At 34.6% G+C, this 15,289-nt stretch carries 13 protein-coding genes; 6 read left to right on the top strand and 7 right to left on the bottom strand.

Annotated features, from left to right (window positions below):
* Positions 1-116: 116 nt before the first annotated feature.
* Complete coding sequence (locus ABC346_RS09090; RefSeq protein ID WP_413234552.1) at positions 117-2,279, bottom strand: DNA topoisomerase III; 2,163 nt, start codon at positions 2,277-2,279, stop codon at positions 117-119.
* A 158-nt stretch (positions 2,280-2,437) separates the two neighbouring features.
* On the opposite strand from ABC346_RS09090, the gene ytaF reads away from it, so the two are divergent.
* Positions 2,438-3,064, top strand: a complete 627-nt coding sequence (ytaF, locus tag ABC346_RS09085) for a sporulation membrane protein YtaF (protein ID WP_413234551.1) — start codon at positions 2,438-2,440, stop codon at positions 3,062-3,064.
* Positions 3,065-3,259: 195 nt separating this feature from the next.
* Here ytaF and ABC346_RS09080 read toward each other — a convergent pair whose 3' ends face one another.
* Positions 3,260-4,156 carry an AEC family transporter gene (locus ABC346_RS09080; protein ID WP_413234550.1) on the bottom strand — a complete coding sequence of 299 codons (897 nt, stop codon included), beginning with the start codon at positions 4,154-4,156 and terminating at the stop codon, positions 3,260-3,262.
* 400 nt (positions 4,157-4,556) lie between these two features.
* Here ABC346_RS09080 and ABC346_RS09075 point away from each other — a divergent pair, with 400 nt between their 5' ends.
* Positions 4,557-5,417: a CvfB family protein gene (locus ABC346_RS09075; RefSeq protein ID WP_413234549.1), complete on the top strand. Its 861-nt coding sequence runs from the start codon at positions 4,557-4,559 to the stop codon at positions 5,415-5,417.
* A 452-nt stretch (positions 5,418-5,869) separates the two neighbouring features.
* The gene (locus tag ABC346_RS09070; RefSeq protein ID WP_413234223.1) at positions 5,870-7,042 is read left to right on the top strand and encodes an IS256 family transposase; all 1,173 of its coding nucleotides are present in this window, start codon (positions 5,870-5,872) and stop codon (positions 7,040-7,042) included.
* Between the two features lie 343 nt (positions 7,043-7,385).
* On the opposite strand, the gene ABC346_RS09065 is transcribed toward ABC346_RS09070, so the two are convergent.
* The gene (locus ABC346_RS09065; RefSeq protein ID WP_413234548.1) at positions 7,386-7,670 is read right to left on the bottom strand and encodes a hypothetical protein; all 285 of its coding nucleotides are present in this window, start codon (positions 7,668-7,670) and stop codon (positions 7,386-7,388) included.
* A gap of 198 nt (positions 7,671-7,868) precedes the next feature.
* Between ABC346_RS09065 and ABC346_RS09060 the strand changes: the two genes are divergently transcribed.
* Entirely contained in the window at positions 7,869-9,566 is a 1,698-nt protein-coding gene (locus tag ABC346_RS09060; RefSeq protein ID WP_413234547.1) for a M3 family oligoendopeptidase, read from the top strand.
* 94 nt (positions 9,567-9,660) lie between these two features.
* Here ABC346_RS09060 and ABC346_RS09055 read toward each other — a convergent pair whose 3' ends face one another.
* On the bottom strand, positions 9,661-9,852 hold the full coding sequence (locus ABC346_RS09055) for a hypothetical protein (RefSeq protein ID WP_413234546.1): 192 nt from the start codon (positions 9,850-9,852) through the stop codon (positions 9,661-9,663).
* A 5-nt stretch (positions 9,853-9,857) separates the two neighbouring features.
* On the bottom strand, positions 9,858-11,147 hold the full coding sequence (locus tag ABC346_RS09050) for a helix-turn-helix domain-containing protein (RefSeq protein ID WP_413234545.1): 1,290 nt from the start codon (positions 11,145-11,147) through the stop codon (positions 9,858-9,860).
* A 258-nt stretch (positions 11,148-11,405) separates the two neighbouring features.
* Between ABC346_RS09050 and ABC346_RS09045 the strand changes: the two genes are divergently transcribed.
* On the top strand, positions 11,406-12,620 hold the full coding sequence (locus ABC346_RS09045) for a S8 family peptidase (RefSeq protein WP_413234544.1): 1,215 nt from the start codon (positions 11,406-11,408) through the stop codon (positions 12,618-12,620).
* A gap of 155 nt (positions 12,621-12,775) precedes the next feature.
* Complete coding sequence (locus tag ABC346_RS09040) at positions 12,776-13,564, top strand: HAD family hydrolase (protein WP_413234543.1); 789 nt, start codon at positions 12,776-12,778, stop codon at positions 13,562-13,564.
* A gap of 124 nt (positions 13,565-13,688) precedes the next feature.
* Here the strand turns inward: ABC346_RS09040 and ABC346_RS09035 are convergent, their stop codons facing one another.
* Both ABC346_RS09035 and ABC346_RS09030 read right to left on the bottom strand, forming a co-directional pair.
* The gene (locus ABC346_RS09035; protein ID WP_413234542.1) at positions 13,689-14,849 is read right to left on the bottom strand and encodes a mannitol-1-phosphate 5-dehydrogenase; all 1,161 of its coding nucleotides are present in this window, start codon (positions 14,847-14,849) and stop codon (positions 13,689-13,691) included.
* Position 14,850: 1 nt separating this feature from the next.
* Positions 14,851-15,288: a PTS mannitol transporter subunit IIA gene (locus tag ABC346_RS09030; RefSeq protein WP_413234541.1), complete on the bottom strand. Its 438-nt coding sequence runs from the start codon at positions 15,286-15,288 to the stop codon at positions 14,851-14,853.
* Position 15,289 lies beyond the last annotated feature (1 nt).

Here is a 15,289-nt window from a genome sequence, read left to right as displayed (position 1 = left end):
AACTAAGTAATAAGTATCATTTTTAAAGAATTTTATAAATATTATATCACTGTTGACTAATAGGAGTCTTTTAACACAAAAAACTGCCTCTTAATGGAGACAGTTTTTTTCTATTTTTATTCATCTTTTTTCAGTTTAGCTAATGCGTCAGCTAATGCATTATTTTTAAATCCCTCATCTTGTTTATTCAAGTATTTTTTCACATCTTTTTTGGATACTTTTTGTTTTTTCTCTTTCTCTTTTCTCGCTTGGAAAGTAGATAATTTTTCACGATGTCCGCACTTACAAGTGAATATTTGCCCATCACCTTCTCCACGAAGTTCTAATCGCTTATGGCAATTTGGACAGCGCGCATTCGTATACTTAGCAATATTTTTCTTGCCACCACAGGAACGGTCCTGGCATACTAATTTCTTTCCGTGTTTATTTTTAATTTCTAACATAAGTTTTCCGCACTTCGGACATTTTGTTCCAGTCATGTTATCATGCTTGAAAGTTTCATTACTTTGCTTAATCTCTGTAACTGCTTTTTTTGTATATAATTTAATTTCTTTGATAAACTGTTCTTTCTTCAATTTACCTTCCGCAATAAGCGATAATTTTTGTTCCCATTCTGCAGTTAACAAAGGAGAACGCAATTCTTCTGGAGCAAGATCTAGTAGCTGACGTCCCGTTTGTGTTAAATGAATATTTCTTCCTTTTAATTCAATGTAGCTATTCATAAATAGTTTCTCAATAATATCTGCACGGGTGGCTACAGTACCTATTCCACCCGTTTCTTTAATGGTATCTACTAATTCTTTTTTATTCGTACCCATATAACGAGTCGGATTTTCCATCGCCTGCAAAATAGTACCTTCAGTAAAGCGTTCAGGTGGCTTTGTTTCACCCTCTTTTAACTCAACTTTTAAGGATAGTTTGCTTCCTTTTGAGACGTTTAATGGTTGTAATTCGTCTTCTTCATTGTTGTTTTTATAGAGTTCTTTCCATCCAAGTTGTTTCGTGACTTTACCATTAGCTATGAATTGTTCGCCTGCAATGTCAACAGTAATAGTTGTTTGTTCATACTCCATGGGATCAGACAAAGCTGCCAGAAATCTTTGTACGACTAAATGATATATCTTCTTCTCCTTATCATCTAATGCAGTCCAATCTACTGGAACCTCCGTTGGAATAATCGCATGATGATCTGTTACTTTTGAATTGTCTATAACCGATTTACTCAATCGTAATTCTTTTTTTAAAATAGTGTTTGCTGTTTTCGCATATTCATCTACACCACAAGCTTTTACCCGATCTTTTAATGTTGGTACAATATCAGTCGATAAATGCCTTGAATCTGTACGAGGATAAGTTACCAGTTTATGTTGTTCATATAGTTTTTGCATAACGGATAATGTTTGTTTACCTGAAAATTGAAATATTCGGTTTGCGTCTCGTTGTAAATCCGTTAAATCATAAAGCCCTTGAGCATGTTTCTTTTTTAGTTTTTTATCTACATGGACGACTACAGCTTGTTTATCAGTTAACTTTTCTTCTAACTGAAGTGCATGGTTTCTCGAAAAGATTCGATTTTGGTTCTTCTCATCCTTCCATAAAAAGCGGTGTCCTTTATTTGTTTTTGCTTCTAATTGATAGAACGTTTGAGGTTGGAAATTTTTGATTTCTTGTTCTCGTAACGCCACCATTTCCAATGTAGGAGTTTGCACGCGCCCACTAGATAGTTGTGCATTATGTTTCGTTGTTAATGCTCTTGTTGCGTTAAGTCCTACATACCAATCAGCTTCTGAACGTGCTACAGCTGATTGATACAAATTCCAATAATTTTTTCCTGGTTTTAAAAGTTTAAAACCATCTCTTATTGCTTTATCTGTTACGGAACTAATCCAAAGACGTTTAATCGGTTTTTTCACTCTGGCTTTTTCAATAATCCAACGCGCGACCAACTCACCTTCTCTACCGGCATCTGTAGCAATGACAATATCAGCAACATCTTGACGATTTAATTGGGTTTTTACCGACTGAAATTGCTTTCCTGTCTTTTTCATAACCACAAGCTTCAAGTGGTCTGGAAGCATAGGTAAATCTTCCATACGCCATGTTTTATATTTATCATCATACATATCTGGATCTGCTAATGTAACCAAGTGTCCTAAAGCCCACGTTACAATATACTTCGTTCCCTCTAAATATCCATTCCCTTTTTTATGACATCCGAGTACTTTTGCTATATCTCGTCCAACGGATGGTTTTTCTGCTAAAACTACTGTTTTACTCATTTATGTACTCCTCATTTCTGAGATATCTATATTATTTCATAGTTTACTGTAACATATTTTCCTCAAACTGTATGGGATGATGCAATCACAACATCGTCTCCATAACCATACTATAAACTACAAAACACCGAGTTTCATTATGAAAGAGGATGTTCATCATGCTGATATATGCTGGAATGCTCTTACTTGTTATGGCAGTTAGCTTAGACGGATTGGGCGTTGGTATCACATATGGAATGCGCAAAATAAAGGTTCCATTTATTGCAATTTTAATAATTATGATTTGTTCAGGATGCATTGTCTACACTTCGATGACAATTGGAGAGATTATAAGTGTTTTTTTATCTACAAAAATTACAAGTATGTTAGGTGGTAGTATATTAATTTTCCTCGGGGTCTTCTCTCTTATCAATATATTTCGTTCTAAAAAAGATTCCGCAAACTCCGAAGAATTAAATGATCCATCGAAATTGGAAAATCTCAAAACTGTAATGTCAACACCAAATAACGCAGACCTTGATAAATCAGGAGTAATTTCGGTTGGCGAAGCATTCTTGTTAGGGTTAGCACTTGCATTAGATGCTTTTGGTGCTGGAATCGGTGCGGCTATGCTTGGATATCCACCTTTAACTACAGCTATTTTAACCGCTGTTATGAGTGGATTATTCTTGAAATGCGGTATTCAATTAGGCAGTTTTCTGTCAAAAAATCCAAGACTTCGCAGGCTGTCATTTTTACCACCTGCTATTTTAATAAGTATAGGAATTTTAAATTTAATTGCATAACAATTATAATATCCCAGCAAAGACGAATGAACGTCTTAACTGGGATATTTTTCCGTTTATTTTAAATCAACGATATAATAAAGCTGATTACTACAATAGCACCAATGATCATTAATATTGTACGTAACATGGCAATCCATCCTTTCCTTTTGCCTTTGTTTCTTACAATACCCAAACATTCAAGTAAAAAAACATTTATGTAATAATATTTAGAAGAATAGTTAAAGTGATAACACTTACGATCGTTGAAATAAAGGTAATACTAGATACTAATTCTGGTTCCGTATCAAATTCAATAGCATACATTGTCGTTGTTGCTGCAGTAGGCATTGCCGAAATAATTATAAGAACAGATGCAATTAATGGATCCACATCAATAATAATAACAAATGCCCAAGCAATTAAAGGTGCAATAATCATTTTTAATGATACCGAAGATAAAACAACCTGCCAGTCTAATTTCAAACCGATTAATGATCCAAGTTGCATTCCTAACATAATCATCATTACTGGAATAGCTGCATCACCAACCATCGTTAATGTTGAATGAATAAAATCAGGTATAGTTATCGACACCCAAGAACATACAAATGCGAAAACTGCTGCATATGTAGTTGGCATTTTCAGTACATTTTTTACTGCTTTTTTCATTCCACTCGTACTGCGGGACGCATAATATACCCCAAAGAAATTATTCTGTAAGGCTTGAACAACCATTATAAAAATCGCATATGGAACCGCTGCTGGCCCTATACTATATAAAACTACAGGTAATCCATAGTTGCCAGAATTCATAAATCCTGTTGCTAAGATAGCCGCACTTTCTTTATTCGAGTTCCATCCGAAGATTTTCGCTAATAATTTATTTAGAAACACCATAATGAAAAATAGCACAAACATATAAATTAATATTATTAGAAAACCACTATCAAATGTTGCATCATATAACGTTACAAATACCAAAGCTGGAGTTAATATGTATAAACTAACTGCAGAAACTGATTTCACATCTAACAAGCGAATACGTTGTAATATAAATCCTGATGCAAAGACTGCCATAATCGGCAAAATAACCTCTATAAACAAACTCATTTAAAACAACTCCATCTATCATAGTACTCTCCTATTAGTTTACCATATACCGTCAAGAGTCAGACAGGATACTCTTGACAAATCGAATAAGATACTCCATAATATATTAGTTAAGAAGTAACATTAAGTGATGATCTGGCATTCTGCTATGTTTTAGGGAAGATGCTTATTCACACTGGCGCGACTAAGGGGTCGCAAGGATGTAAGAGCAGGTAGGGCTTACATTGCTTAAGTAGAAACATCAAGTAGGAAAATAACCGCGGTAAATAATATAAAATAAGATTAATCTTAGAATGAAAAAATTATAAAGTGTTACTTTAACTATAAAAGGGTACTCTTTTAAGAAGGGTATCCTTTTTCCAATCCATACATAAAACATACGAAGAAAGGATTGTTGTGAATGCAAACAGAATTGCCTTTAGGCTCAATTATTACCATGAAAGTAATACGAAAAATAGATACGGGATATGTACTTACTGTATTTGGAGAAGAAGCTTTACTACACAATAAGGAAACAGAAGAACAATTAGAGATTGATCAAGAAGTGGATGTTTTCCTATATACCGATAAACAAGGAAAAGTAGTTGCCTCTGCTCGTTTACCGTATATTACTGTCGGTATATATGATTGGGCTGAAGTAGTAGGTGTCATTCCAAGACTAGGTGTATTTGTATCCATCGGTATCGTGAAAGATATACTTGTATCTAAAGATGACTTGCCATTATATAGAGAAACATGGCCAAAATCAGGTGACCGCTTATTTATCACTCTTAAAGCAGATAAAAAAGGTCGCTTATTAGCTGTGCCAGCATCAGAAGACATTATTGCAAATGAGGTTTTTGCTGCTCCTGAACAAATCATTCATCATCAAGTACGTGGGACAGTTTATCACACAGAAAAAGAAGGAGCTGCATTACTGACAACCGAGGGATATCGCGGTTTTATCCATCATACAGAAAGAAAAGAAGAGCCACGAGTCGGGCAAGTAGTTGAGGGAAGAGTAATTGCAGTAAAAGAAGATGGTTCTATCAATATTTCTTTGCGTCCATTAAAACAAGATAGTCTCGATGAAGACGCAGACTTAATTCTGCAACATTTAAAAGATAATCATGGTTCCATTCCTTTCCACGATAAAAGCGATCCTGAAGAAATAAGGGCAACTTTTCAAATTAGTAAAGCTGCCTTTAAACGTGCATTAGGAAGATTATTAAAACAAGGAAAAGTGAAACAAGAAGACGGACAGACTATACTTTTAGGATAATACGAAAAGGCGCTCTCTAACTTATGAGCGCCTTTTCTAGTTTTTCCGAGTTCTGGTCACTCATCACACTTATGAGTGACCACTTTCTACTTTCTCATCAAATTCCGGGCACTCATTACGCTTATGAGTGACTACTTTCTACTTTCTCATCAAATTCCGGGCACTCATCACACTTATGAGTGAACACTTTCTACTTCTCACCAAATTCCGGGCACTCATCACACTTATAAGTGACCACTTTCTACTTCTCACCAAATTCCGGGCACTCATCACACTTGTGAGTGACCACTTTCTACTTCTCACCAAATTCTGGTCACTCATCACACTTATGAGTGACCACTTTCTACTTTCTCAGATTAAGTCCATATAATTGTGTAAAAAGAAAAAGAGTCATTTTAATCTCTTTCGGTTACAATGTAATCAACCACGAATACACCGGAAGGAGAATTAAAATGACCCAATTACAGTTTAACCTAAATATGGACTTTCTAAAAGACTCTATCATGAATTCCAATCTAGATCATGTAGTGAAATCAACTATCATCCTAGTTTTGAATGAATACATGGAAAAAGAACGTGATGAATATTTAAAAGCGGAGACCTATGAACGAACGGAAGAACGCCAAGACTATAGAAATGGTTACTATGAGCGAGATTATATGTTGAGTATTGGGAAAATCAAGTTGCGTGTACCTCGAACACGAAGTGGAGAATTTGCCCCAACCGTATTTGAAAAATATAGGCGTTGTGACCAAGCATTTGCTTTATCGATGCTTGAAATGGTGGTGAATGGCGTATCCACTCGAAAAGTAAAAAATGTGGTGGAACAATTGTGTGGAGAATACGTTTCGAAATCTTTCGTATCTAGTCTTACGGAAAAGCTTGATCCGGTTGTAAAAGAATGGGCAAGTCGTTCATTAAGTACCGATTATTATCGATATGTATATGTAGATGCGATGTATATCAAAGTTCGCGAGCATCATAAAGTGGTATCTAAAGCAGTATATATTGCCACGGGGTTAAATGAGGGGAATAAACGTGAAGTAATTGGGTTGAAGGTAAGTCATGAGGAAAGCTATGAAGCTTGGAAAGAATTCTTAAATGAATTAGTAGGACGTGGTTTACAATCACCAAAACTCGTTATTTCCGATGCACATTCAGGATTAAAAAAAGCGATACAGAAAGTGTTTATTGGAACGTCCTGGCAGCGTTGTACGGTTCATTTTAAGAAAAACCTCATCGAACGGCTACCCAAAAAAGGAATGGAAGATATAAAAGAAGAATTAAAACGCATTTTCGCTGTAGTAACACCTGAAAACGCACGAAAGATAAAAGATGAATTCGTCCATCAACGCCAAGATAATCCCAAACTGGAAAAAGTAATAAATAATTTAGAAGTTGGTTTTGATGATGCCATTCAGTATCTTAATGAACCACAAGAATATCAAAAGCATATACGTAGTACAAACTCCCTCGAACGACTAAACCAAGAAGTAAGACGCAGGGAAAGAGTAATTCGTATCTTCCCGAATACGCAATCTGCTTTTCGTTTAATTGGAGCTGTATTAATGGATTACGAGGAAGAAGAACAAAAGAAAAGACCCATTTTCAACAGGGACAAATAGGCCTGATCGTGAGCGAAATTTGTTTTGGAAGGAAGGGTACCCTTCCTTCCAAAACAAATACAACTATATATTTAAAGTGGTTGATAATTTGTATTTTTGATTTTACACAATAATAGGGACTTGACTCTTCTCACCAAATTCCGGGCACTCATTACGCTTGTGAGTGACTACTTTCTACTTTCTCATCAAATTCCGGGCACTCATTACGCTTATGAGCGAGCAGATTTCATGACTTCAACGATTTTCAGGCACTCATACGCTTAACAATTATTTACTCCCTACCTCACATCCACTCTAAAAAGAAAAAAGCAGAGTCTGCAATTAAACAGAGTCTGCTTTATCTTTAGGCTTCTGCGTTCTTATAAGAATCCATTACGGATGAAATTATAAAGCCTAGTGCGGCAGCAAATAAGCAAGCGATACCAAGTCCGCCAAACCCTGCCCCCATAATATCAACTTTTGGTGCAACTGAAGAGACTAAAATTAATAATAAACCTACTATTGCTAATAAGAAATTTGGATAGTATCCAGCATGCGATTTTTTAGAAGTCATTCTAACTAAGAAAATACTCGCAATTGCTGTTACCGCTGTCAAAATAGCCCCAATCGTTATCACTGATTCGACCATATCTTTCACCTCATCACAAAAATAAATTACTCTAACTTAAGTCTACAATTGAATGTTTATAAAGTCAATTGACGTATTATTTACTTTACATAAATATTGTAGATAAACAAGTTCTCTAATACAATTAATTATATCCATAACAAGGAATATCATTACTCAATGTCGAATTTAGTTTATAAAGAAAAAGGGGGACATATGATGCTCACATTTAAAGATTATACATATGAACGTCCAGATATCGAAAAAAGCAGAGAAAAATTTCAACAATTGGTGGATATTTTTAAAAATGCACCTGATGTGAAACAAGCAATAAAAGCAATTGATGAAATTAATCAATTAAGAAATAACCTTTATACGATGTATAATCTCGTATATATTCGAGCTTCTATTGACACAAAAGATGAATACTATCAGCAAGAAAGGGATCACTTTGACTTAATTGAACCAGAGATACAAGAGATGGTAACAAGCTTCTATAAAGTATTGTTCGAATCACCGCATGAAAAAGATTTACGTAAAGAATATGGTTCACAACTTTTTGAATTAGCAGCTTGCGAAGTAAAAGCTTTTTCTAAAGAGATTATACCGCTGCTTCAACAAGAGAACAAACTTACTTCTGAGTACTCTAAGTTGATTGCGTCTGCAGATATCGAGTTCCAAGGGAAAAATTATACCTTAGCTCAATTAGGCCCTTTCGCACAACATAAAGATCGTATTGTGCGTAAAGAAGCGATGGAGGCAGCTCAGAGTTTCTTTATTGAAAATGAAGAAGCATTAGATCGGATCTACGATGACTTAGTTAAAGTTAGACATGAAATTGCCCAAAAGCTTGGGTATGATAATTTTATAGAGGTTGGCTATTTACGTATGCAGCGAGTGGATTACAATGCAAATATGGTGGATGTATTCCGACAGCAAGTACGTGATGTTATAGTGCCAATAGCTACGAAATTATATGAGAAACAATCAAAACGAATAGGTGTCGATAAACTAAAAGCATATGATGAAAGCTTTGTGTTCCCTTCTGGCAATGCTACGCCTAAAGGATCTCCAGAATGGATTATTGAAAACGGAAAGAAAATGTATCAAGAGTTATCAAAGGAAACAGGTGAATTTTTTCAATTTATGTTAGATCATGAACTCATGGATTTAGAAGCGAAGAAAGGAAAAGAAGCTGGAGGATACTGTACGTTTATCGAGGACTATTCCTCTCCATTTATCTTTGCTAATTTCAATGGAACATCGGATGATATTGATGTTTTAACACATGAAGCTGGTCACGCTTTCCAGGTCTATAGCAGCAGAAATTACAGTGTTCCAGAGTACTATTTTCCAACAAGTGAATCAGCTGAAATACATTCGATGAGTATGGAATTCTTTACCTATCCTTGGATGAAAGAGTTCTTTGGAGATGAGGTAGAAAAGTATAAATACGCTCATTTATCCGATGCTTTACAGTTTATTCCTTATGGTGTTGCGGTTGATGAATTTCAACATTTAGTATATGAAAATCCTGAATGGACGCCTAAACAAAGAAAACAAGCGTGGAAAAAACTTGAGGAGATTTACTTACCACATCGGGATTACGATGGTATTCCAAATCTAGAAGCTGGTGGATTCTGGCAAAAGCAAGGTCATATCTATGAAGACCCTTTTTATTATATTGATTACACATTAGCACAGATTTGCGCATTCCAATTTTGGAAGAAATCCCAAGAAGATAATGAATCTGCTTGGAAAGATTATGTACATTTATGCAAATTAGGCGGATCTAAACCTTTTCTCCAACTTGTAAAAGAAGGTAATTTACAGTCACCATTTGAAGAAGGTACAGTTGCCTCTGTAGTAAAAATGATTGAAGATTACTTAGAATCGATTGATGATAACGACTTATAAAGAAAAGATCCAGCCTGATCATTTCTTAAATCACAAAAAAAGTGTTGGGACAAACTGTTGCTTTTGAAAATCGTTTGTCCCAACACTTTTATTTTTAGCTAGGATCTGGATGTTCTTCTTCACTTGGTTCAGGATGTTCCTCCTCACTAGGTTCTGGATGCTCTTCTTCAGTTGGTTGGTAAGTGGATGACTTTAAATCGACTTTCTCTGCTCCAACGTTCACAGGAACAATTACCATTACAGTTAGCAGAAATACGATTCCTAAAAGATAGTTGATCTTTTTCATCTTATTCACCTCCCTTCAACAACTTTTGTAGTATGAAGTGCATGATTATAATAAGTTGCTGCTAGTTTGTATTTTCTTTGATCATAATAATGTGTCGCTAATATTTCTAAATAAGCTGTTTTCTTCAAGTACAATTGTTTTTCATCAACAAACGGTATAATTTTCTCCAATATAATTTCTTCTATCTTTGAAGATACTTTATTAATTAGTTGGTTATACACATCTAGCTCATACCGATACATTGATTGATCATCTTCTTCTACGATAGCTAGTCCTTTCTCTAACCACTCTTTTGCTTGAACTAAATCATGGATACGATAGTATTCTTTCATCAATCCTACAATTGGATATAATTGTTTTTTTGGTTCAGCTCTTAGTACAAAACTTTTTTTATAATAATCTATGGCTTGTTCCGATTGATTACATTCAGAAAACAAATATCCAACATTTTGATAACATTTTGTTTGCAAATTTATATCGTTTATCCGATCTGCAATTTTTTTTGCTTGTTGATAGTTATTCATTGCAGCTTCATAATCGTGCATTCTGGAATGAGAAATCCCCAATAATATATAACATTGTGCTGTACGTTTAAAGTTATATTGCTTTTGATAAAATACTAAAGCTTGTTGAGCATGGACGAGTGTCGTATAGGTTTCTCGAATATAGCTTGCCGATAATGCAATCATATACAGCACATCGTGTTTTTCTTCTTTTTGTGATACTTGAATAAAAGCCACGCAATCCAACGATTCTTGAAAATAGATAATTGCTTTCTTATATTTCTCTCGCCAAAAGTAATATTGTCCTATGAATTTCAACCAATAATAGGATTCTGTATCTGTAAAATAAGGCGATAATAATTGAAGCTTTTGAAATTGCTCTTCTATCTTCTGTTTATCATTTTGGATAAGAAAGAATCTTAATTTATGAATTTCAAAGAGATGATTCATTTCTTGAACAGTAATGAGTTGCTTATTATTACATAACTGTTTATATAACATAACTGAAGTGTTCATATTTCTTAAAAACAAGGCTTTAAACCATCTTTGGCACAATTCTAGGACAGGAACTTGTTGTATATGTGTATGATTAATCCCAAGTTTTCTAGATAGTAATTCTTTTACTTCATCCGGAGGGTCGACATACTTATTTTCAATCTTTGATAAATAAGAAATTGATATAATACCATCGGCGAGTTCGGATTGCGTCATTTGTTGCTCTTGTCTATAAAATCTAAGCATATAGCCAAAATGCACCAATCGATATTCATCCCTCTCTATATGAATTTTCATTTATCTTACCATAATATGTAAAAAAACACCATTTATTTTTATCTAAATTTTTAGATTTATTAACTTAATTATAATCTTATTTTTTACTTTAATTTTAGAAGCTAGAAATAAGGCTTTTATATTATAATTTTCGAAAAAAACAGCCCCACCAAAAGTTTATTTTCTATTATTCTCTTACTTTTTCCCAACCTGTAAATAGCAGGATTCTCCGAAATTTCACAGAATATGTATAAACATATCTTAAAAGGAGGAATCATGATGAAAAGTAAAATTTTTGGTGGATTAGCATTAGCAACTCTATTAGTTACTTCACCACTGGTAACGGATGCTGCAGCGGACAGGAACACTGAGATTGAGAAAGAGACAAACACAAGTATTATAGACTCTTATGATAAACAAGCTCCTTATGTTGAAGGAGAAGTTCTTGTTAAGTTCAAAGAGGATATGTCCATGAATATGCAACAAGATGTATTAAGTGATATTAATGCCAAAATTCTTGTTGATGAAAATGTAGTAGACTCTCCTTTTAGTGTTTTGAAAGTAAAGGACGTCGAACAAGTAGTACAAACGTTAAGTGACCATTCTCAAATTGAATATGTTGAACCAAATTATATTTTGAATGCAACTTACACACCAAATGATCCATTCTTTGATATTAGTTATCAATATGGATTATTCACATCAGAAACAACTTCAGCATGGGATGTGACTACAGGTAATTCCAATCAAGTCGTTGCCGTTCTTGACACTGGCGTTGATTACAATCATGAGGATCTAGATGATAAAACGATTCTTGGATATAATTTTGTTAATAATAATTACAACCCGATAGACCGTAATGGTCATGGTACTCATGTAGCCGGAACTGCAGCTGCAGAAACAAATAATGGATTGGGAATTGCTGGTGTAGCTCCAGACACTTCAATATTAGCTGTACAAGTTTTAGATAGTAGCGGTAGCGGGAGTTTAGCAAATATCGTTGATGGTATAATTTACGCAGCAGATTATGGTGCAGAAGTTATTAACCTTTCCTTAGGCTGTAATTGTGATACACAAGCAATGGAAGATGCTGTCGATTATGCTTGGGATAGTGGTTCTGTCGTTGTAGCAGCAGCAGGAAATAGTAGTACATCAACAACATTTGAACCAGCATCTTATGATAATGCTATTGCAGTTGGTGCAGTAGATGAAAATAATAATGTAGCTAGCTTTTCAAACTATGGAAGTTGGGTGGATGTTACTGCTCCAGGTGTTGAAATTGCAGGAACATACCCATCAAATAGATATGTCTATTTATCCGGTACATCAATGGCTTCTCCACATGTTGCTGGTTTAGCAGCATTACTTGCTTCACAAGGTAAAGATAATAGTGCGATTCGAAGTTCTATTGAAAATACTGCAACACCGATTAGCGGAACAGGTACTTACTTCCAACACGGATTAATCAATTCATTTGATGCAGTAAACTATTAATCTTTGAAAATGTGCCCCCTTCCCCTTCTCTTATTGAAGGGGAATTTTTTACGTGCAGATAATTTGTATTTCACGTTAATTTACAGTAAATATGTGAATATGGGATAACCAATGTGATAAAATAAGTCTAATTACGATAAGATAAGGAGAATACAATGAATTATCAAGCACTTTTCTTAGATATTGATGGTACTATTTTACGACCGGATCATACATATTCCGAACGAACTAAGCTAGCAATTGAACAAGTGAAAAAACTCGGATTAGAAGTTTTTCTTTGTACAGGGCGACCAATTATTGAAATCGATGATTTGGCAGATGAACTCGGGGTAGATTCATTAATTGGTTATAATGGGGCCTATGCAAAATATAAGGGAAAAACGATATTAAATGAGCCGATGCTGGAAAATGATGTAGATACGTTTTTAAGTATAGCTACAAGTAAAAACCATGAACTTATTTTATACACAAAAGATAAAAATCATTTTACAACATTCGAAGATGATTTCGTGCAAACATTCTCTGAAATATTCCAATTACGGAAAAACGAATTATTTGATGAACGACTAAAAGATAAAATTCTCGGTATTACGGCACTAAATGTGGGCCCTAATGAAGCTAATCATTATATTATTAATGATAATATTCGTCCTTCTCAAGTAAATGTTAATGGAGTAGCATCTGCGTATGATATTATTCGCATTAATATGAACAAAGGAGAAGCTATTAAGCGTGTATTAGGAGAACTTAATATTTCTTTAGAAAATTCCATTGCCTTTGGGGATGGTATGAATGATAAAGAAATGCTACAAACAGTTGGTGTTGGATTCGCTATGGGAAATGCAGATAGCGAACTGATTCAATACGCAAATTATCAAACGAAAACATCAGAGGAAGATGGAATTTTTCATGGCCTGAAACAGTTGGGACTCGTCAATGAATAATTGTACATTTTTCAACAGACAATAACCTCCCTAATGAACGAAGTTTCTATTTCTGAAAGAAAAAAGCCTATAATGATGCAGCAATTATCCTTTTAATGCTGATTTTCATTCTAGGCTTAATTTTCTACTTCTTATTTTGCAATAAGCTTAGTTGGTCCATTACCAACTTAGTAAGTACAGAATCCACATCACAACCACTTACTTCTACAAAAGCTTGTTGGTAACTAATATCAGTAATTTTCTTTTGTAATTCTATCGCTTCTGCATCTTCTTGATTGTTAAATAATAATGCCGCTGCGATTGTTTTCGCTAAGTAAACTGGCGGCTTACCTGTATATTCGATATACATTAAAGCTGGTTTTACTAAGCGATCATTTGCTCCTAATTTACGGAGAGGTCCACGCGCAACTCGTTTTACATCATCTGATATATATGGATTTTGGAAACGCTGAATGATTTTATCCACGTACTCTTGATGAGTTTCACGATTGAAACCATATGCTTGAATTAATGCTTCTCCTGATTCAGATAAAGCACCGTGTATAATCTCATCAATAACCGGATCTTTCATCGCTTCTACGATAGTTTCATATCCTAAATATGTTCCTACATATGCCGGAATAGCATGTCCCGTATTTACCGTAAACAATTTACGTTCAATATAAGGAGCAAGGTCATCTACATACGTTATACCAGAAATTGGAGGTACTTCACCCACAATCGATTTTCTCTCCACAACCCACTCATAATATGGTTCCACCATCACATCTAGTAGGTTTTCGTTTGTCTGATTCGGTACGATTCTATCAACCGCTGCATCTGGAAAACCATATAGTTTTTCAAAGGTCTCCACTTCTTCTACTTCGATGGACTGATATATATGCTCTTTTAACATTGAACTACCACCGACCATATTTTCGCAAGCGATGATATTTAAGGCTTCGTTATTTTGCTTTTCTCTCTCTTGCAATCCTTTAGCAATAGCTTTTGCAATAATTGGAAGAATAGTTGGTCCAACCGCAGTAGTAACGACATCCGCTTGTACAATTGCTTCTGTAACAGCATCCGGCTCTTCCACACTACTAATCCCGGTAATATGACTTACAGTTAATTTTTGTTTTTCCTCTCCAGCAAGATAAACATGATATGATTTTTGTCTATTGATTTCTTCAATAACTTGATTATTTACATCGATAAAAGTTGTTTGATAATCTGATTGATCTAGTAAAAGGCCGATAAAACCTCGTCCGATATTACCTGCTCCAAAATGGACTGCTTTTTTCATATTAGTTTACCTCTTGAAGGAGTTCTAAAACTTCTTCTTTAGAACCTGCATTTACTAATTTATCCACATTCTCAATTTCCGAACAAATAATTGCAATTTGAGACAAAATTTCCAAGTGTTCATCACCTTTACCAGCAATCCCAATTAAAATTTTCACTTCATTTCCATCACCAAAATCTACACCTTCTGGTACTGTTACAACAGATAGTCCGGTTTCGATTACCATTTCTCTTGCATCTTCTGTTCCATGAGGAATTGCTAATGCATTCCCCATAAATGTTGAAGTTAATGCTTCTCGTTCAAGCATTTTTTCAATATACGTTTCTTCTACATAGCCATTACGGAATAAAATTTCTCCAGTATAACGAATTGCTTCTTCTTTTGATGAGAATTCAACACCTAATTGAATATTTTCTTTGCCCAAAATTTCTTTTGCCATG

Origin of the sequence: Oceanobacillus phoenicis (assembly GCF_047238145.1) — a bacterium.
GTDB lineage: Bacteria > Bacillota > Bacilli > Bacillales > Amphibacillaceae > Oceanobacillus.
The sequence above is the reverse complement of the archived record's forward strand: the minus strand, read 5'-3'. Positions and strand labels throughout refer to the sequence as shown.